Here is a 17060-nt window from a genome sequence, read left to right on the forward strand (position 1 = left end):
TGTTGGCGTCGTCGGCGGTAAGGTACTACAAACCGAAAGAAATCAAAGCGTGGATGGATCCATCGCGACAATCGGCGTGATCGGCGCCTGATTGCGCATCAGGTCGAGCAGCGGGGCGAGTTCGGGCGCGTCGAGGATGATCCCCTGATGCGCCGGACGCACGAAGCCAACCTCGGCCATGTGCCGGTTGAAAGCCAGCAGGCCGTCGTAGAAGCCGAAGGCGTTGAGCACGCCGATGGGCTTGGCGTGATAGCCCAGCTGCGCCCAGCTGACTGCCTCCCACAGCTCGTCCATGGTGCCGACACCGCCGGGCAGCACGATGAAGCCGTCCGACAGGCGCGTGAAGGCGGCCTTGCGCTCGTGCATATCCTTGACGATGTGCAGTTCGGTGCAGTCCCGGTTGGCGACTTCGCCGCCCTTGCCGTTCTCTCCCACAAGCGCTTCGGGGATGACGCCGATGACTTCGCCGCCCGCTTCCAGCGCGCCGCTGGCAGTCGCGCCCATGAGGCCGAGGCGGCCGCCGCCATAGACGACCCCGATGCCCTGTTCGGCCAGCGCCTTGCCGACATCGTAGGCCAGCTGGACATAGCGGGGATCGGAAGGAGTTGCGGAACCGCAATAGACGGCAAGACGCTTCATGATGGGAGTACTGCTTTCAGTTTGACGGGAGTGCCTTCGGGCATGTCGCGCATCTGGTGCGCCACCTGCCCGGTGAAGGAGATGAGCTGCGTCAGCGGCAGCTTGATAAGGCTGTTTACGTCGTAGGTGTCGTTCAGCATCGCCTCTGCGGTGCGGCTGTAGACCTCATGGGCCGTGGTGGGGCCGAGCCTTTCGCGTGCCGCCTCCACCAGTGCATCCGCGCGCCAGACCAGCTGGACTTCGGGATCTGCGAGGTACTGCTCAGCCTGTGCCTCGCTGCCAAGGCGAAGCAGTTCGCGGGTGTCGGGATCGAGGTAATGGGCCACGTTCTCGCTGTCCGCCACCACCAGATGACCCATGCGACTGACCATCAACACGGTTGCAAAATCGATGCCGGTCCAGCCCCATTCGCGCTTGAGTGTGCGTAGCAGGGCGCTCATTTCAGGTCTTCCGCGATCAGCCGCGCGGTGGCTTTGGCCGAGGCGACGACGCCCGGAATACCTGCGCCCGGATGGGTGCCCGCGCCGACCATATAGAGGTTGCGCAGCACATCGTCGCGGTTGTGCGCGCGGAACCAGGCGCTCTGCGTCAGGATCGGTTCGAGACTGAAGGCATTGCCTTTCCAGGCGTGCAGGTCGTGCTCGAAATCGAATGGGGTATAGTGGAAGCTCGTCACCAGCCGGTCGTCGAGGTCGGGGATCAGGCGGCGCTTCACTTCGTCAAGCACCCGGCGTTCCAGCTGTGGACCGACGGCTTTCCAGTCGATCGGCAGCTTGCCCAGATGCGCGACCGGCACCAGCGCGTAGAACGTGCTCTTGCCCGCAGGCGCCATCGAGGGATCGGTGACGGTCGGGTGGTGGAGATAGATCGAGAAGTCGCGCGGCAGTACGCCATGTTCGAAGATGTCGTCGAGCAGGCCCTTGTAGCGCGGGCCGAACAGGATCGAATGGTGCGGGATGCCGGGCCACTTGCCCTCGATCCCGAAGTGCACGACGAAAAGACTGGGCGAAAACCGCTTACCGGTCAGCTTCTTGGCCATCTGCTGGCCGCGCGGGGTTTCGGAAAGCAGGGTGCGGTAGGTATGGACGAGGTCGCCGTTCGAGGCGACGGCATCGAAGCGCTCGCGCCAGCCGCTGATGGTTTCCACCTCGTGCACACGGTCGCCCACGGTGTGCAGTTGCGTCACCCGATCGGCAAGGCGCAGGCGGCCGCCCAGCCGCTCGAACAGGCTGGCCATGCCCTGTGCCAGCTTGTTGGTGCCTCCCTTGGCCCACCACACGCCGCCGTCCTTTTCCAGCTTGTGGATCAGGGCATAGATCGCGCTGGTAGTCATCGGGTTGCCGCCGACCAGCAGGGTGTGGAACGAGAGCGCCTGGCGCAGATGCTCGTCCTTCACGAACGAGGAGACCATCGAATAGACCGAGCGCCACGCCTGATAGCGGGCCAGCGCGGGCGCGGCCTTGACCATCTGCGAGAAGTTCAGGAACGCCTCGGTGCCAAGGCGCACATAACCTTCGTGATAGACGCCCTCGGCATAGCGCACGAACTCGTCGTAGCCGCCCACATCCTGCGGGGCGATCCGGCTGATTTCGCGGCGCAGCGCAGGCTCGTCGTTGGAATAGTCGAAGGTGACGCCATCGGGCCAGCCAAGGCGGTAGAAGGGCGAGACCGGCATCAACTCGACATCGCGGGCGATGTCCTGATCGGTCAGCGCCCATAGCTCGCGCAGGCAGTTGGGATCAGTGATGACGGTGGGCCCGGCATCGAAGGTGAAACCCTCGCGCTCCCACACATAGGCGCGGCCACCCACCTTGTCGCGGCCCTCGACCAGCGTGGTGTCGATCCCGGCGCTCTGCAGGCGGATGGCGAGGGCAAGGCCGCCGAACCCGGCGCCGACGATGCAGGCTTTCTTCATCGCGGGACTTTCGGGCTGGGTGTACCGAGATCAGAGAGCGGAGCGCCGCCGCCCAGCAGGCTGGCGGCAGCGGCGATCACCGGCACCGGCGGGCGCCCGGACAGGACACGCAACATGTCGGCAGGCGTTGAGCGACCGGCATAGAACCGTTCGATCAGGCTTTCGGGCAGGCGATAGAATCGCTCAAGCATACGATAGCGCACGTCTGGCCGCGCGGCAGCAAAGAGCATGCGCGTTAACATCCGGTAGAAGCATCCCCGGCGCCAGTTTCGGTGCGACCATGCATGACTGAACCTTCCTAGGGCCATCCCGTCCGGGTTGTCGAGAGTGGTCAGGTAAGTAGCGAACATGACAGCGTGCGGAAACGAGTACGAGGTCAGCGGATGGGTCAGTCCGGCGCGCACGCCTGCACGGGCGGTGCCGTGTTCGTCCAGAGCATCCCAGAACGCGGGAAAGTCTCCCCTGGCGATCACCGGCAGGACACCGGTTTCCTCGTAACCGATGCGCGCGACGGGCCAGCCTTGCCTCTCGGCATAGCCGGCAATTCGGCCTCGCAGGGCGGGAAGGTCGAGGTTCGGGCTTTCCGAATAATAGGTGTCCTCCACGAAGACCTCGCGCGCGCCGAAGGGCAGGCAGTAGACGAAGCGGTAGCCGTCCAGTTGCTCGACGCGGGCGTCCATGACGACCGGGCGGGTCAGGCCGTGTGGTTGGGACAGGTGCAGCGTCTGCCCCATGAACTTCTGCCATCCGCCCGCCATGTGTGGCAGCGTGCCTGCACCGCGCGCATCGATCACGGCGCGGGCGCGCAGGACCCTGCCATCGCGCATCGTCACCGTCTGCGGCGTGATCGTGTCTACCTCGACCCCGGTCAGGATACGATCTGCCGGAAGTGCGGCACGCACCGCCGCATCAAGCCGGGTGGAGGTCACGGCGTGATAGGCTGTATGGAGCTGCCTTGTGTGTGCGGGAAAGTGGACGTCGTACCCCTCCCAGTGCGCAACGATCAGCGGCTCGATCCAGTCTCTGTTCGCAGGCGCAATATCGCTACCGAAGAACGACCAGACATGCTCTCCGCCCAGTGTTTCTCCGCGTTCCAGCAAGGTGATGGGAATATCCGGGCGTCTCGCGGCCATGGCCAGTGCAATCAGCCCGCCGGACAGGCCGCCGCCGACCACTATCAGGCCAGTTCCCTCGTTCATGTCCGCCGTTGCGCTGTCCATGCTTTTCATAATGTACGACCGGTGTGTTCACCGGGCAACTTGGCAGTCGTTGTGCGTTGCGGCATGATGCGGTGATGAAGACTTTGACGATTAGCGATGCAACGTCGGCGGACGCCGAGGCCATCGCCGCCATCTTTGCGCATTATGTGCTCGAAAGCACGGCAACTTTCGAGACGGTCCCGCCTGACGAGACAGAGATCGCCCGCCGAATCGCGGCGGTGACGGGGGACGGTTATCCGTTCGTTGTCTCGCGCGACGAAGAGGACGGGCAGATCCTCGGCTTTGCGTTCGGCACGCGCTATGCACCGCGTGTTGGCTATCGCTATGCCGTGGAGACGACGATCTATGTCCGGCCGGACTGCGTGCGCCACGGCATCGGTTCGGCGCTGCTCGATGCCGTGATCGAAAGCTGCGAGGCGCGCGGACTGCGGCAGGCCTTTGCGGTGATCGCCGAGTCCGAACCGGCTTCCGTTATCCTTCACGCGCGGCACGGGTTTCGTCCGGTGGGCACACTGGAGGGGGCGGGGTGGAAGCATGGCAAGTGGCTCGATGTCTTCATCATGCAGCGGGCTCTCGGGGCTGGGAAAGATACTCTTCCGGAAGATTGATCGCGTTTACAAACTGTTGCAGAGGCGCTGCAACCGCATGAAGGCTTGCGTGTTACTCGCAGGATGGCACCCGACCGGCAAAGGATCGGTGCCGACAAGGTAACAGGGATCGATAATGAAGACCAAACAGGCATTCCGTGTCCTTTGCGGCACCGCGCTCGCCGCCACTGCCGCGCTGGCTGCGGTTCCCGCGTTCGCCCAGTCCTCCACCACGACCGACGTATCCAGCGACGCCTCGGTAACGGCACCGGCGAAGAACGTGCTGGCGGGCAACCACGTCACGATCGGTGTGGGTGTGGCCTATACGCCGAGCTATGACGGCTCGAACAACATGAGCGTCGCGCCGTTTCCCGCGATCCAGGCGCATCTGTGGGGCATCGACGTCAACCCGCGTCCGGGCGGTGTCGCGCTCGACCTGATCCCGTCGCCCGACGACGCCAAGGTCAGCTTCAATCTCGGCCCGGTGGCTACGTATACCGGCAACCGTGCCTCGGGGATCAAGGACCCGGTGGTGCGCGCGGCGGGCAAGCTGGATGTCGGCATCAACGTGGGTGGCAACGCGGGCGTGAACTTCAACAAGCTGCTCAATCCCTATGACCAGCTGACGGTCGGCGCGGACGTGCTGTGGGACGTCAACGGTGCGTCGGGCGGCATGCAGATCAACCCGAACGTCACCTACAAGACCCCGGTCAGCAAGGCCGCGCTGGTGATCCTCAATGTCGGCGCGCGCCATGTCGATGACGACTATGCCAAGTACTATTACTCGGTGAATGCCACGCAGAGCGCCAACAGCGGGTTGCCGCTCTACAGCGCCAAGGGCGGCTGGGACAGCTGGCACACCGCGATGATCGTCGGCTACGACCTGTCGGGCGACCTGCGCGACGGCGGTTTCGAGGTGTTCCTTTTCGGCAACTACATGCGCATGCTGAACGATGCTTCGGCAACGCCCTATACCTCGATCCGCGGCAGTGCCAATAACTGGACCGGGGGTGTGGGCGTGGGTTACACGTTCTGATCCTCTTTCACGGCGGCCTTTTCCGGTGCCAGGGCATCGGGCGAGGCCGCCGCGACGATCGCCTTCAGCGCGGCGACGTGTCCTGCAAAGGCCCGCTGGCCTGCACGGGTAAAGGTTGCCCAGGTGCGCTGCCGCCCGTCCATCGGTGATTTCTTGAGCGTTACGTATCCTGCCTCGACCAGCGCGGCGAGGTGCTTGGAGAGTACCGAATCCGATACGCCCGCGATCTCGCGCAGCCGGGCGAATTCCACTTCCGTCGTCTGTGCCAGCACCGCGCCGATCTGCAATCGCGCCGGGGGGTGGAGTATCATGTCCAACTGGCTCATCGGTGCGCCTCGCCCCGCAGCTCGCGCAAGTACAGCCGCTGGAACACCACGCTCCCGGCGCCTGCCAGCAGCCCTGCGATCACCGCGATGCCCAGCCGCGTGAAGATCGAGAGCCCGCTTTCCTTCGCGTATGTCTCGGCGAATATCAGCACCAGCATCGTACCCAGCAGCGTGAAGACCAGCGGCCGCGTGGTACCGCGCCGATAGCCGTTGACGAAGGTGCCGCTGCGCGCCCGGTCGTAGCGCACCAGCAGCACGACACCAGCCATGCACATCGCCACGATCGCCCCGGTCAGCACGGTCGGCAGGCCGGGGGCCAGCACCATCGACCCCATCAGCAGCCCGAAAGCCGCGTGTCGCCAGGGCGGGCAGGCCTGCGCCTGTATGTCCGCCAGCCGGTTGCTGGCTTCCTGTGCCGAAGCGAGCGCAGCTGCCGCCGCCTGCCGATCGATCCCGTCGCTGTCCATCGTGACCTGCCTTCCCGAAATTGACTTTCCAATGTGGAAAGAGATGCGCCTCACTTTCCGATTCGGCAAGTGATAACTTTCCAATCTGGAAAGTTTATCGGTCTAAGTCATTCCGAGAGCACTTCTTGCACCCGCGCGCGCAGGGCGGGGAGCAGTTCCGCCTCGAACCATGGGTGCTTCGCCATCCACAATCGGCTGCGCCAGGCGGGATGGGGCAGCGGGATCACGCCCTCGGGCGCCTCCTGCCAGCGTGCGACGGCTTCGTTGAGGTTCCTGGCGAAGCCGCGCGGCAGGTAGCGCTTTTGCGCATATTGCCCGACCAGCAGCGTCAGGCGCACCTGCGGCATCGCGGCGAGCAGCGGCGGATGCCAGCGCGGCGCACATTCGGGGCGCGGCGGCTTGTCCCCGCCACTGGCCTTGCCGGGATAGCACAGGCCTGAGGGCATCTGCGCGATTGTCGCCACATCGTAGAACGCCGTCTTGTCGAGCCCCAGCCAGTCGCGCAGCCGGTCGCCGCTGTCATCGTCCCAGCCGATGCCGCTGGCGTGGACCCGGCTGCCCGGTGCCTGCCCGATGATGAGCATCCGCGCGCTTTCGCTTGCCGCCACGAACGGGCGTGGCGCGAACCCGAGTGCATCCTCGCACAGCGTGCAGGCGCGGATCTCGGTCATCAGGGTATCGAGCGAGGAGGTCATGGCCGGGCGAGATGGCGTCGCCCGCCTGCCGTTCGCAAGGTGGCGCCCGCAAGGTGACGCCCGGTTGACACGGTTGACACGGTCCAGAGGGAAAGTGTCACTTTGCCGCCCCAAAGTGTCACCTTGCCCGGAAAACCGCCGTTTTTGCGTGCGTACAGTGTTAACATCGGTGTCACTTTGAGGGTGGCCGGGGCGCCTTGATCTGTCACCTTGCGGAAGGCGTGATTTCGGAAGAGACAGGAGACATGCATGGCGCAATCCTACCGCAGCGAGCCAAGTGTAGGAAACCGGTTTGCCGTTGGTGGGGAGGCTGCGTCGCCTCGGACGCCTTCCCAATGCCGCTCAGCCTGAGCGGGCGACGGGGGCGGCGACGGGCGCGATGCCCTGTCCCCCCAAGTCTCGCTCCATCCAGCGCGCATCGGCGCCGTATCCCCTGACTTTGTCGGCCAGCGCCTGAGACATCGCGCCCTCCGCAAAGCCCAGCCTTCGCCAGTAGGGGGCGGCACCTTCGACCGCGATCAACTGGGCGCGCGGCAGGCCATCGCGTGCGGCCATCGCGAGGGCCTGCTCGACCAGCCGCCGCCCGATGCCCGATCCGCGTGCGGCGTCGGACACCGCAAGGTCGTGGAGGAACAGCGCGTCGGCCACACCTTGTGTCGTCAGCACCGCGCCGACCGGCGGCGGGGCGCTGTCCTGCCAGCCGTGAGCGAGGAGATAGGCGATGAGCGTGCCGTCTCGCTCGGCAGCAAGACAATAGCTGGCGGGCAGTGTCAGGCGGCTGGCAAAGGCCTCTTCTGGCTCGACCAGAAACGCTGGGTAAGCGGCCTGCTGGATCGCCAGCGCAGCGGGCAGGTGCGCCAGGGTCATCGGGCGGATCGTGATGGCGGGCTCGCTCACGCAGGCTGTTCCTGCGCGCGCAACCACCCGGTGATCGACAGGCGGGGCCGGGGCGCGCTCGGCGTGACGTAGGAGACGCTGTGCGATTGCGGCACGGCCAGCAGGTCGAGCGTGTTGAACGCAGGGGCCACGCCCTCGAAGCTGCCGTTCTCGCCGTGGAACATCAGCAATCCGCCCCATTCCGCTCGCCAGCCTGCATTGAGGCTGAGCACGAAGGCCGCGCGCCGGTCCTTGCCCGCAACGTTATCGGTATGGGCGGTCAGAAAGTCGCCGGGGGCATAGGCGCTGGCCTGCGCGTCGGCGAAGCGGATGTCCTCGTGCCCGGTAATCTGCCTGAGAAACGACAAGACCGCCTCGCTCGACATCCAGTCGGCGAAGCGGGCGAGGATGTCGGTGCTGGCCGCGCGCGCGGCCCTGCCATCGGGGACGCGGACCGTCTCGTAGCGGTACTGGAAGCCCTCGCGCGCCTGCGCATGAATGGCACCATCCAGCGCCTCGCGCTGATCCTGCGTCATGCTCTCGCGGGCAGGGCGGTCGAGTTCGTAGAGCTTGCTGCCGCTGTTGAAGACCTGTCGCCAGTCGGTGCGGGCCTCAAGATCGGTCAAAAGCCGTTGCGGGCCGTCGTCGCCGAGGAAACCGGCGATGCGTACCCGGCCATGGCGGCGGTAGACCTTGCCGAGATGTTCGGGATCGAGGGCGGGATTGAGCGTGAAATCGTTGGCGGGCATGCTCAGCCTATCTGCATCAGCGAAGATGAATAGGGCGCGACCAGCGTCTGTGCGCGGTCCCAGCCGCCGCGCAGCCACGTATCGTGCGTGTGCGGGTCGGAGGGCAGGATCACCGGCATCGTCTCGCGGCCCTCGGCGCGCAAGGCGGCGTTGGCGGGGCAGGTGAGGAGGGCGAAGGAGGGCACCTCGCTGTCCTTCCACACGCCTGCCATCGCGAACAGCGGCTGGTCGCCCGCGCCGATCCACAAGGCGCGGCGCTTGCCGTCGGCGGGCGAGGGGCGGCCCCATACCATGAAGGCGCTGGCGGGGACGAGGCAGCGGAACTCGCTGTTGCGCAAGTTGCCGATCCAGAACGGACTTTCGATGTTGCGCACGGTCAGGATGCCGCGCGCGCCGGGCTCTGCCACCGAAGGCGGCGGCGGCACGCCCCACAGGCGCGGGATCAGGCGGCGCGGAGTGCGCGTCTGTGGGCGAGGGCCTGCCACTTCCTCGCGCCCTGCCGTGATGACCGGGGCAAAGCTCATCGCCGAGACGGTTCCGCCCGCCCACGGGTCTTCGCCCGGATCGAGCCCGAAGGCGCGTCCCACGGCGCGGGCCGGGGCATCGAGGCGGTAGAGCACGGTCATATCCCGTCGGCCCTAGACGGATGCGCCGGGGCCGTCTATTCTGGCCATCCCCCGGGGAGCCAGCAAGTGGCTGAGAGTTGTGGGTATGCTCCACAAGACCCGTAGAACCTGAACCCGTTAGTACGGGCGGAGGGAGTGGAGCGACGGGTGAAGACCAATCCAGATCTGCGCCCGCAGTCCGTCTCTTGTTCCGTCCATGGAAGAAGAGAGGCATCCATGGCAGATATCAATTCCCCACTCGAAATCGCCCCCTCGGGAGAGCACTTTAACGTGACGACCGGCCCGATCCGCGGCAGTCGCAAGATCCACGTCGGCCCGTTGGGCGTCTCCATGCGTGAGATCCATCTGGAGCCGGGCAGCGGCGAGGCACCGGTGCGCGTTTACGATACCTCCGGTCCCTACACCGATCCGGCAGCGAATATCGATATTGCGGCGGGCCTTGCGCCCCGGCGTCGGGAGTGGATCGTGGCGCGCGGCGATGTCGAGGACTATGCCGCCCGCGCGGTGAAGCCGGAGGACAACGGCCAGCTTGGTCCGGACCGTTCGGGCGGCGTCCCGGCGTTCCCCAATGTCGTCAAGCGCCCCTTGCGGGCCAAGTCGGGCATGAACGTCAGCCAGATGCACTACGCGCGCCGGGGCATCATCACGCCCGAGATGGAATACGTCGCCGAGCGCGAGAACCTTGGTCGCGCTATGCTGAAAGGCCATGTGCGCGACGGTAACGACTGGGGCGCGTCGATCCCCGACTACGTGACGCCCGAATTCGTGCGCGAGGAAGTGGCGCGCGGGCGGGCGATCATCCCGTCCAACATCAACCATCCCGAAAGCGAGCCGATGGCGATCGGGCGCAACTTCCTCGTCAAGATCAACGCCAATATCGGCAACTCCGCCGTGGCATCCGACGTGGCGGCGGAAGTCGACAAGATGGTCTGGTCGATCCGCTGGGGCGCGGACACGGTGATGGACCTGTCCACCGGGCGCAACATCCACGACACGCGCGAATGGATCCTGCGCAATTCTCCCGTGCCCATCGGCACCGTCCCGATCTATCAGGCGCTGGAAAAGGTCGGCGGCATTGCCGAGGAGCTGACCTGGGAGATCTTCCGCGACACCCTGATCGAACAGGCCGAACAGGGCGTCGACTACTTCACGATCCACGCGGGCGTACGCCTGCCCTTCGTGCCGCTGGCGGCCAAGCGCGTGACCGGCATCGTCAGCCGGGGCGGCTCGATCATGGCCAAGTGGTGTCTCGCGCATCACAAGGAGAGCTTCCTCTACGAGCGCTTCGACGAGATCACCGAGATCATGAAGGCCTACGACGTCGCCTATTCGCTGGGCGACGGGCTGCGCCCCGGCTCGATCGCCGATGCCAACGACGAGGCGCAGTTCGCCGAACTCTACACGCTTGGCGAACTGACCAAGCGCGCCTGGGAACAGGACGTGCAGGTGATGATCGAAGGCCCCGGCCACGTTCCCATGCACAAGGTGAAGGAGAACATGGACAAGCAGCTGGAGGCCTGCGGCGAAGCCCCGTTCTACACCCTCGGGCCGCTCGTGACGGACATCGCGCCGGGCTATGACCACATCACCAGCGGCATCGGCGCGGCGATGATCGGTTGGTACGGCACCGCGATGCTCTGCTACGTCACCCCCAAGGAGCACCTCGGCCTGCCGGATCGCGACGACGTGAAAGTCGGCGTCGTCACCTACAAGCTGGCGGCCCACGCGGCGGACCTCGCCAAGGGGCACCCGGCGGCCAAGGTCCGCGATGATGCGCTGTCGCGCGCGCGCTTCGAATTTCGCTGGCGTGACCAGTTCAACCTCAGCCTCGATCCCGACACCGCCGAGCAGTACCACGATCAGACGCTGCCCGCCGAAGGGGCGAAATCGGCGCATTTCTGTTCGATGTGCGGGCCCAAGTTCTGCTCGATGAAGATCAGCCAGGAAGTGCGCGACTTCGCGGCTAGGCAGAACCAGCCGGTCGAGACGTTCGTGGCGGCAGGGAACGCCGAGGCGGATGCCGAGGCGGGCATGGCCGAAATGAGCCGGGTGTTCCGCGAAACCGGCAGCGAACTCTACATGGGGGCAGGCGGGCGCGAACACGACTGATCGCGTTTTCACTTCGCTTGTCTTCGCAGTTGCAGCATCGAGTGCTATGGATGCGGTCCCCCCGGAGACCGCATTCATGCCTCGACGCGATACGACCGACTGGATGAAACTGGCCAGCGACAGTTACTTGCTCTGGGCCGACTCGATGATGGTGGTGGGGCTGCGCACGGCCGAGATGATGGTCGGGCGCGGCACGGCGGCCGAAAACATGCTGATGGTCTCCGAAAAAATGCAGGCCGCTGCCGAACTCGGCGTCAAGCTGGCGAGTGGCGGCCTCGCCTCGCCCGAGGCCCACGCGCACACGGCGGTCCGGCACTATCGCCGCAAGGTCTCCGCGAACCGCCGTCGCCTGACGCGCCGGGTGAACAAGAGCGGAAAATGAGAGAGTGGCAATGACGGCGCAGGTCCATATCGGCGTCGGCGGCTGGACTTATGCGCCGTGGCGCGGCGCGTTCTATCCCGAAGGTCTGCCGCAGGCTCGCGAACTGGCGTTTCAGGGCGAGCACCTGACCGCGACCGAGATCAACGCCACCTTCTACCGCCGCCAGAGCCCCGCGAGCTTCGCCAAGTGGCGCGATGCGGTGCCCGATGGCTTCCGCTTTGCCATGAAGGGCTCGCGCTACTGCACCAATCGGCGCAATCTGGCTGAAGCGGGTGAGAGTGTCGCCAATTTCATGGCGCAGGGGCTGGTCGAACTGGGCGACAAGCTGGGGCCGATCAACTGGCAACTGGCGGTGAGCAAGAGGTTCGACGCCGACGAGATCGCCGCCTTCCTGGCGCTTTTGCCCGCGACCCACGAAGGACTGGCGATCCGCCACGCCATCGAACCGCGCCATGAAAGCTTCGACGATCCGGCCTTCTTCGACTTGTGCCGCAAGGCAGGCATTGGTGTCGTGCTGGCCGACAGTCCGACCTATCCGGCCATCGCCCCGCCGGATTCTGCGCCGGATACGGCATCCTTTGTCTACCTGCGCCTCCAGAACGCGCGCGAGGCCGTGGCGACCGGCTACCCCGAAGCCGAACTCGACCACTGGGCCAGCCGCATCGCGCGATGGAGTGCCGAAAACCGCGACGTCTTCGCCTTCTTCATCGCCGCCGACAAGATCCGCAACCCCGCCGCCGCAATGGCGCTGATTGAGCGTGTAAGCGCTTGAGGTCAGCATGGGTGGCTTTATGGGAAGCGGACTTTCGGCAAACGCCCCATTGTGGACGCTTCCTCTCCCCTGAAGGGGAGAGGGCTATGACCGCTGACCACCCATATCGGCCCTTCAGTCCTGTCGGATATCCTGCGTTGACGGGCGCAAGCCCGGTGGCCGAACATGCGCATTCCCTCTAAAGCGCTCCGATCCTCTCCCAACCGGACTTTCCTTCTCATGACCTATTCCGCTGCTGCCGAACTCGCAATCCGGGGGCGCCGTGCGGCGTTCAACCGGGCGATTGCCGAGGGGGATGCGGGTGCGATCGGGGCATTTCTGGCGCGCGACTGCGTGATGGTGACGGGCAGCGATAGCGCGGTGATTTCCGGGCGCATGGGGCAGGTGAAGGTCTGGCGGCGCGAGTTCGCCGCGAGCCCGCGAACGGTCTATGTCCGTAGCCCGGAGGAGATCACGGTCTCGGCCAGCGAGCCGGTGGCGATGGAGACCGGGCACTGGCGGGGATACGCCGCGGGAGCAGAGGATGCGGCGCTCGCCTCGGGCAGCTATGCGGCCAAGTGGCGCGATGTTGGCGGCGAGGGCGGCGGCGAATGGGTGATCGAGGCAGAAGTCTTCGTCACGCTCGCCTGAAGGCAGGTATACACCGGACGCGAAAAACCCGAAAAAGGCCGGTGCGGGCGCTTTTTCGGGTTTTCGATGTGGTCAGCCGCCGGAGGAGAGATCGGCGGCGGACCGGGCAAGCTCTCAGTCGTTGGCGGCGAGCGCGGCGGCCTTCACCTGCTCCAGCTTGAAGCGGACCGGGTGATTGTCGAACGTGCCGGTCACGACGTCGTCGCGAACGAAGAGGCGGAAGGGCTCGGCACCGTGGTTCGCGCTGCCGCGCAGGACCTGGCCTTCGCCTTCGGTTTCGACGGTGTAGGTGTACTCGACGCCATTGCGCACGAACGACTGCTTGGCGGCATCACCCTGTGCAAAGGCCGAGGTGCCGATGGCAGCGCCAGCAAGAGCGGCAACGGCGGCGGCGTACTTGAAGAAAACGGTCATCTGGCAATTCCCTGGTTTGAGAGAGCTTGCCCTTAAGCATCCTGGTATTCTTGCGATCTTATGTTCTTCTTGAGGCCAGAATAGCGATGCAAAGTGGTCGGACAAATGCATTGCAGGATTCTGCAATTGCATAAAACGCACCATCATGTCTGAGTAGTTGTCGCCATTGGATAAATCGGGATGCACTGTTCGGCGCATGGCACGAAAAAATCGCGATCGGTTCTGCGGCTGCCGCATCGCGTCTGCGCAAGTCCCACATCGTGAAACTTTACAGGCCTTTCGATTCGCGAGGGCCTTGCCTGGCCCCTGCGATCAGTGCGCGGCGCTGTGCGTCCGGCCTTCGGCGGCGAGGACATCGGCAGCGGCATCGCGCGCGCGGGACGCGGCATCGTTGGCAGCGTCGCCTGAACTGGAGGATGATGCCTGTCCGGGAGCGGCCTGACCGGGAGTGCCGCTCTGCGCCGGGCCGCTGCCGAAGGCACGGTCGAACGCGGACTGGCCCTGCTGTGCGCCGGACAGGGCTGCGGGCGGCGCGTCCACAAAGCCACGGGGCACAAAGCCGCGCGGGGCAGGCGCGGCCTGCTGGCGATAGTCGGGACGGTCGTCGTCGCTATCGTCCTGCCAGTTGTCGCCATCGTCCTGCCGCCAGTGGCCCTGACCGCGACCGCCCCACCCGCGACCGTCCATCGCTTGCGGGCCGGGCATCACGATCCAGCCGCGCTGGGCGAGCCAGCGTTCGGGGCCGGCCAGCCAGCGGCCCATGCCGAAGCCGCCCTGATCGTCGCCGTCTTCGGCGCCATTGTCGGCATAACTGCCGTCGTCGGCCCGATCATCGGCGTAACCGCGGCGCTCCCCGTCCGGATCGCCGGGATTCTGCTGCGCGTAGCCGTAATCCTGCTGCGAGAGATCGCCCTGGCCTGCCCGGTCCACGACCATGCCCTGGCTCTGCTCGCCCGGTGTCTCGCGACGCTCGGGATGCTCGGCGCGATAGGAGGTGAGCGCGGGCGTGGTGATATTGGCCAGCACGACGCCCGCCGCAATGCCGGCGCCCGCCAGCAGAACCAGTACCTTACCCGCCTTCATCTTGTGCCGTTTACCGTATGCCTGTGTGCGTTCATCGTTGCGCGCCCTAGGGACGGCAGGCTGTCGAGGCGCTGAACGGGCCTGAGAGTTGATGCCGGGTGACGCCCGATTGCTGCCGCTGCGCTTGTGGAGTATCCTGCGCCATGCTTCGCGCCGCGCTCCTTGCCGCCGCTCTTGCTGGTATTATCGCCAGCCTTGGCGCGTGCCAGCGCAGTCCGTCTGCGCAGATGCCGGGCGACCCGGACGACCATCAGCCGTGGAGCGCGATCCCCGCCGATGCCATGCTCGTCGCCAGCGGCACCGAACCGTTCTGGAGCGCACGCGTGAAGGATGGTCACCTGACGTATGCGACGCCCGAGCGCCCGCAAGGCGTAATCGTGCCGGTGTCGCGCTTTGCCGGGCGCGGCGGGGTGTCGTTCAGCGGCGAGATGGACGGGCGCGACCTGACGCTGGCGGTCGGACCGGGGCCGTGCAGCGACGGGATGTCCGATCGCCAATGGCCCTATGGCGCCACGCTGCGCCTTGGCGAGCGGGTGCTGAGCGGCTGCGCGCGAACCGGAACTAGGGCCGAAACCGAGGCGGCCAGAGCGCCCGAATCGGCGCCCTCGCGTACGCCGCTGCCCTGATGTTGCCCTGATCGTAGAGCCACCATCCGAGCCTCCCGCACGTCAGGCTGGGGAAAAATCGTGTCGTACCGGGTTGACCGCGCGCGCCTGCATGAGCACCTAGGGCGCGATGAACGACACGACACCTGACAGCCTCATCCCTTACGACGAAATCGTGCAGGAGGCCCTGCGCGCCGTGGTCGGCCGCGTGCTGGGCCAGATCGTGTCGTCGGGCGGGGTTCTGCCCGGCACCCACCACTTCTACATCACGTTCAAGACCGGTGCCCCCGGCGTCAGCGTGCCGCCGGACCTGCGCGCTCGCTTCCCCGACGAGATGACGATCGTGCTCCAGAACAAGTTCTGGGATCTGGCCGTCACCGACGAGGGCTTCACCGTCAGCCTCAGCTTCAACCAGATCCCGGCCAAGCTGGTGGTGCCGTTCTCGGCGATCACCGCCTTCGTCGATCCCGCCGTCGATTTCGGCCTGCAGTTCCAGGCCATCGTCGAGGACGAGGATGAGGAAGACCTCACCGGCACGGCGGGCAACGATGGCGAGGAACGCGACATCGCCTCGCGCATTACGCCTAGCGAGGACGGCTCGAATGTCGTCTCGGTGGACTTCGGCAAGAAGAAGTAAGGCGGGCTCCTCTCGCCCCTGGAAGAAAGACGGGCGATGTTCGGATTCGGAAAGAAGCGCGGTGAGCAGCGGACGGATAAAGCCTCCGAAGGGCGCCGTGCCGTGCGAAGCGGCCCGCGCCATGTAAAGGTGCGCGCCGCCGATCTGGAGCCGCCCGCAGGCGCGGATACCTCGCTCGAACTCGCCGGGCCGAGCCCCAACCCGCATACCAACCTTGCCATTGCCGACATCGCCCTGCGGTCGAGCACATTCCTTGCCCGCCGCGCGGTGGAGCGGGTGCTGCTGGGCAAGACGTATGCCCCGCGCAAGGCGCGCGCGATCCTGAAGGGGCGTTCGCTGCCGCAGTCGATGATCCACGGGATGATCGCGCGCACCGCGATGCGCTCGGTGCCCGGCGCGGTGCTGGTGGGCAGCGGGCTGGTGGTCAAGACGCTCTACGACCGCTCACGCGCCCGCCGCGCTGCCGCCAAGGGCGAGGCCCGCCTGTCGCGCATGGCGGCTGAGGGTGAAGACGACTGATCGAAAGCGGCGGCATCTCGGTGCCGTTAAGGCGATTTGCCCCTTGATTTGCCGCCCGCGCATCGCCATCGCTCCGTGATGGAGCACGATACCCCCATGCACGACCTTCACCCTGAGGTTCAATTGGCCGACGCCGGCCTTGCCCGTCGCGGCCTGATGTTCATCCTCTCCTCGCCGTCCGGCGCGGGCAAGACGACCATCGCGCGCAAGATGCTCCAGCACGAGACGAACCTGCGCCTCTCGGTCAGCTGTACCACCCGCGCGCCCCGGCCCGGCGAAGTGGACGGCAAGGACTATCACTTCATCTCGCAGGACCAGTTCGACCGCATGGTCGAGAACGAGGAATTCCTCGAATGGGCGCATGTCTTCGGCAAGAGCTACGGCACGCCCAAGGCCGAAGTGAAGGCGGGCATCCGCGCCGGGCATGACTATCTGTTCGACATCGACTGGCAGGGCACGCAGCAGCTGCACCAGAAGATGGAAGTGGACGTGGTGCGCGTGTTCCTGCTGCCCCCTTCCATCGACGAGCTGCGCCGCCGCCTGACCGGTCGCGGCACCGACAGTGCCGAAGTGATAGCCGACCGCATGGCCCGCGCCCAGTCCGAGATCAGCCACTGGGATGGCTACGATTACGTCGTGGTCAACGAAGACATCGACGAGTGCTTCGGCAAGGTCCGCCAGATCCTCGCCGCCGAACGCCTGCGCCGTGCCCGCCAGACGGGCCTCATCGGCTTCGTGCGGGAACTGATGGTGCCGTAGGGATAAGCTCCCTT

22 protein-coding genes and 1 riboswitch are annotated in these 17060 nt (G+C 65.9%); of the genes, 10 read left to right on the forward strand and 12 right to left on the reverse strand.

The window, feature by feature from the left end:
• Positions 1 to 42: 42 nt before the first annotated feature.
• The 4 genes from AC3EC3_RS00340 to crtY are packed head-to-tail and all read right to left on the reverse strand — an operon-like array spanning position 43 to position 3753.
• Positions 43 to 639 (reverse strand): LOG family protein, encoded by a 597-nt coding sequence (locus AC3EC3_RS00340; protein WP_488487758.1) that lies wholly within the window; start codon positions 637 to 639, stop codon positions 43 to 45.
• Positions 636 to 1079: a hypothetical protein gene (locus AC3EC3_RS00345; protein WP_488487759.1), complete on the reverse strand. Its 444-nt coding sequence runs from the start codon at positions 1077 to 1079 to the stop codon at positions 636 to 638. The genes AC3EC3_RS00340 and AC3EC3_RS00345 overlap by 4 nt, the downstream gene beginning before the upstream one ends.
• Positions 1076 to 2554, reverse strand: coding sequence for a phytoene desaturase (locus AC3EC3_RS00350; RefSeq protein WP_488487760.1), 1479 nt, complete (start codon positions 2552 to 2554; stop codon positions 1076 to 1078). Before AC3EC3_RS00350 ends, AC3EC3_RS00345 begins: the two co-directional genes overlap by 4 nt.
• The gene (gene crtY / locus AC3EC3_RS00355) at positions 2551 to 3753 is read right to left on the reverse strand and encodes a lycopene beta-cyclase CrtY (protein WP_488487761.1); all 1203 of its coding nucleotides are present in this window, start codon (positions 3751 to 3753) and stop codon (positions 2551 to 2553) included. The genes AC3EC3_RS00350 and crtY overlap by 4 nt, the downstream gene beginning before the upstream one ends.
• A gap of 95 nt (positions 3754 to 3848) precedes the next feature.
• Here crtY and AC3EC3_RS00360 point away from each other — a divergent pair, with 95 nt between their 5' ends.
• Together AC3EC3_RS00360 and AC3EC3_RS00365 are read left to right on the forward strand one after the other, a co-directional pair.
• Positions 3849 to 4382: a GNAT family N-acetyltransferase gene (locus AC3EC3_RS00360; RefSeq protein ID WP_488487762.1), complete on the forward strand. Its 534-nt coding sequence runs from the start codon at positions 3849 to 3851 to the stop codon at positions 4380 to 4382.
• A gap of 115 nt (positions 4383 to 4497) precedes the next feature.
• Positions 4498 to 5397: a MipA/OmpV family protein gene (locus tag AC3EC3_RS00365; protein ID WP_488487763.1), complete on the forward strand. Its 900-nt coding sequence runs from the start codon at positions 4498 to 4500 to the stop codon at positions 5395 to 5397.
• Here AC3EC3_RS00365 and AC3EC3_RS00370 read toward each other — a convergent pair.
• The 6 genes from AC3EC3_RS00370 to AC3EC3_RS00395 all read right to left on the reverse strand — a co-directional run bounded on the left by AC3EC3_RS00370 (position 5385) and on the right by AC3EC3_RS00395 (position 9136).
• Entirely contained in the window at positions 5385 to 5723 is a 339-nt protein-coding gene (locus tag AC3EC3_RS00370) for a transcriptional regulator (protein ID WP_488487764.1), read from the reverse strand. The genes AC3EC3_RS00365 and AC3EC3_RS00370 overlap by 13 nt on opposite strands.
• On the reverse strand, positions 5720 to 6190 hold the full coding sequence (locus AC3EC3_RS00375; RefSeq protein ID WP_488487765.1) for a hypothetical protein: 471 nt from the start codon (positions 6188 to 6190) through the stop codon (positions 5720 to 5722). Before AC3EC3_RS00375 ends, AC3EC3_RS00370 begins: the two co-directional genes overlap by 4 nt.
• Before the next feature lie 107 nt (positions 6191 to 6297).
• The gene (locus AC3EC3_RS00380) at positions 6298 to 6885 is read right to left on the reverse strand and encodes a uracil-DNA glycosylase family protein (RefSeq protein WP_488487766.1); all 588 of its coding nucleotides are present in this window, start codon (positions 6883 to 6885) and stop codon (positions 6298 to 6300) included.
• 342 nt (positions 6886 to 7227) lie between these two features.
• Positions 7228 to 7782 carry a GNAT family N-acetyltransferase gene (locus AC3EC3_RS00385; RefSeq protein WP_488487767.1) on the reverse strand — a complete coding sequence of 185 codons (555 nt, stop codon included), beginning with the start codon at positions 7780 to 7782 and terminating at the stop codon, positions 7228 to 7230.
• Complete coding sequence (locus AC3EC3_RS00390) at positions 7779 to 8510, reverse strand: 2OG-Fe(II) oxygenase (protein ID WP_488487768.1); 732 nt, start codon at positions 8508 to 8510, stop codon at positions 7779 to 7781. The genes AC3EC3_RS00385 and AC3EC3_RS00390 overlap by 4 nt, the downstream gene beginning before the upstream one ends.
• Positions 8511 to 8512: 2 nt before the next feature.
• Positions 8513 to 9136, reverse strand: coding sequence for an SOS response-associated peptidase family protein (locus AC3EC3_RS00395; RefSeq protein ID WP_488487769.1), 624 nt, complete (start codon positions 9134 to 9136; stop codon positions 8513 to 8515).
• A 42-nt stretch (positions 9137 to 9178) separates the two neighbouring features.
• A riboswitch (TPP riboswitch) is annotated at positions 9179 to 9288 on the forward strand.
• Positions 9289 to 9352: 64 nt separating this feature from the next.
• On the opposite strand from AC3EC3_RS00395, the gene thiC reads away from it, so the two are divergent.
• From thiC to AC3EC3_RS00415, 4 genes are all read left to right on the forward strand, one after another.
• Positions 9353 to 11245, forward strand: a complete 1893-nt coding sequence (thiC, locus tag AC3EC3_RS00400) for a phosphomethylpyrimidine synthase ThiC (RefSeq protein ID WP_488487770.1) — start codon at positions 9353 to 9355, stop codon at positions 11243 to 11245.
• A 76-nt stretch (positions 11246 to 11321) separates the two neighbouring features.
• Complete coding sequence (locus AC3EC3_RS00405) at positions 11322 to 11627, forward strand: hypothetical protein (protein WP_488487771.1); 306 nt, start codon at positions 11322 to 11324, stop codon at positions 11625 to 11627.
• Between the two features lie 10 nt (positions 11628 to 11637).
• Positions 11638 to 12399 (forward strand): DUF72 domain-containing protein, encoded by a 762-nt coding sequence (locus tag AC3EC3_RS00410; RefSeq protein ID WP_488487772.1) that lies wholly within the window; start codon positions 11638 to 11640, stop codon positions 12397 to 12399.
• Positions 12400 to 12618: 219 nt separating this feature from the next.
• Positions 12619 to 13029, forward strand: coding sequence for a YybH family protein (locus tag AC3EC3_RS00415; RefSeq protein WP_488487773.1), 411 nt, complete (start codon positions 12619 to 12621; stop codon positions 13027 to 13029).
• 114 nt (positions 13030 to 13143) lie between these two features.
• Here AC3EC3_RS00415 and AC3EC3_RS00420 read toward each other — a convergent pair whose 3' ends face one another.
• Positions 13144 to 13443 (reverse strand): hypothetical protein, encoded by a 300-nt coding sequence (locus AC3EC3_RS00420; protein ID WP_488487774.1) that lies wholly within the window; start codon positions 13441 to 13443, stop codon positions 13144 to 13146.
• Positions 13444 to 13755: 312 nt separating this feature from the next.
• Positions 13756 to 14526, reverse strand: a complete 771-nt coding sequence (locus AC3EC3_RS00425; RefSeq protein WP_488487775.1) for a hypothetical protein — start codon at positions 14524 to 14526, stop codon at positions 13756 to 13758.
• Positions 14527 to 14669: 143 nt separating this feature from the next.
• On the opposite strand from AC3EC3_RS00425, the gene AC3EC3_RS00430 reads away from it, so the two are divergent.
• From AC3EC3_RS00430 to gmk, 4 genes are all read left to right on the forward strand, one after another.
• Complete coding sequence (locus AC3EC3_RS00430; protein WP_488487776.1) at positions 14670 to 15152, forward strand: COG3650 family protein; 483 nt, start codon at positions 14670 to 14672, stop codon at positions 15150 to 15152.
• A 109-nt stretch (positions 15153 to 15261) separates the two neighbouring features.
• A complete protein-coding gene (locus AC3EC3_RS00435) occupies positions 15262 to 15768 on the forward strand; it encodes an SspB family protein (RefSeq protein WP_260926896.1) in 507 nt (168 codons plus the stop codon).
• Between the two features lie 36 nt (positions 15769 to 15804).
• The gene (locus AC3EC3_RS00440) at positions 15805 to 16287 is read left to right on the forward strand and encodes a hypothetical protein (protein WP_488487777.1); all 483 of its coding nucleotides are present in this window, start codon (positions 15805 to 15807) and stop codon (positions 16285 to 16287) included.
• Between the two features lie 96 nt (positions 16288 to 16383).
• Positions 16384 to 17046 carry a guanylate kinase gene (gene gmk, locus AC3EC3_RS00445; protein WP_488487778.1) on the forward strand — a complete coding sequence of 221 codons (663 nt, stop codon included), beginning with the start codon at positions 16384 to 16386 and terminating at the stop codon, positions 17044 to 17046.
• Positions 17047 to 17060: the final 14 nt, after the last annotated feature.

Source organism: Novosphingobium sp. BAM6 (assembly GCF_057784955.1).

Coding starts and splice junctions, on each gene's coding strand:
- thiC (WP_488487770.1), top strand. CDS start 9,353: ATGGCAGATATCAATTCCCCACTCGAAATCGCCCCCTCGGGAGAGCAC.
- AC3EC3_RS00380 (WP_488487766.1), bottom strand. CDS start 6,885: ATGACCTCCTCGCTCGATACCCTGATGACCGAGATCCGCGCCTGCACG.
- AC3EC3_RS00390 (WP_488487768.1), bottom strand. CDS start 8,510: ATGCCCGCCAACGATTTCACGCTCAATCCCGCCCTCGATCCCGAACAT.
- AC3EC3_RS00370 (WP_488487764.1), bottom strand. CDS start 5,723: ATGAGCCAGTTGGACATGATACTCCACCCCCCGGCGCGATTGCAGATC.
- AC3EC3_RS00405 (WP_488487771.1), top strand. CDS start 11,322: ATGCCTCGACGCGATACGACCGACTGGATGAAACTGGCCAGCGACAGT.
- AC3EC3_RS00410 (WP_488487772.1), top strand. CDS start 11,638: ATGACGGCGCAGGTCCATATCGGCGTCGGCGGCTGGACTTATGCGCCG.
- AC3EC3_RS00360 (WP_488487762.1), top strand. CDS start 3,849: ATGAAGACTTTGACGATTAGCGATGCAACGTCGGCGGACGCCGAGGCC.
- AC3EC3_RS00395 (WP_488487769.1), bottom strand. CDS start 9,136: ATGACCGTGCTCTACCGCCTCGATGCCCCGGCCCGCGCCGTGGGACGC.
- AC3EC3_RS00345 (WP_488487759.1), bottom strand. CDS start 1,079: ATGAGCGCCCTGCTACGCACACTCAAGCGCGAATGGGGCTGGACCGGC.
- AC3EC3_RS00425 (WP_488487775.1), bottom strand. CDS start 14,526: ATGAAGGCGGGTAAGGTACTGGTTCTGCTGGCGGGCGCCGGCATTGCG.
- AC3EC3_RS00430 (WP_488487776.1), top strand. CDS start 14,670: ATGCTTCGCGCCGCGCTCCTTGCCGCCGCTCTTGCTGGTATTATCGCC.
- AC3EC3_RS00375 (WP_488487765.1), bottom strand. CDS start 6,190: ATGGACAGCGACGGGATCGATCGGCAGGCGGCGGCAGCTGCGCTCGCT.
- AC3EC3_RS00365 (WP_488487763.1), top strand. CDS start 4,498: ATGAAGACCAAACAGGCATTCCGTGTCCTTTGCGGCACCGCGCTCGCC.
- AC3EC3_RS00435 (WP_260926896.1), top strand. CDS start 15,262: ATGAACGACACGACACCTGACAGCCTCATCCCTTACGACGAAATCGTG.
- AC3EC3_RS00420 (WP_488487774.1), bottom strand. CDS start 13,443: ATGACCGTTTTCTTCAAGTACGCCGCCGCCGTTGCCGCTCTTGCTGGC.
- AC3EC3_RS00415 (WP_488487773.1), top strand. CDS start 12,619: ATGACCTATTCCGCTGCTGCCGAACTCGCAATCCGGGGGCGCCGTGCG.
- AC3EC3_RS00350 (WP_488487760.1), bottom strand. CDS start 2,554: ATGAAGAAAGCCTGCATCGTCGGCGCCGGGTTCGGCGGCCTTGCCCTC.
- AC3EC3_RS00440 (WP_488487777.1), top strand. CDS start 15,805: ATGTTCGGATTCGGAAAGAAGCGCGGTGAGCAGCGGACGGATAAAGCC.
- crtY (WP_488487761.1), bottom strand. CDS start 3,753: ATGAACGAGGGAACTGGCCTGATAGTGGTCGGCGGCGGCCTGTCCGGC.
- gmk (WP_488487778.1), top strand. CDS start 16,384: ATGCACGACCTTCACCCTGAGGTTCAATTGGCCGACGCCGGCCTTGCC.
- AC3EC3_RS00340 (WP_488487758.1), bottom strand. CDS start 639: ATGAAGCGTCTTGCCGTCTATTGCGGTTCCGCAACTCCTTCCGATCCC.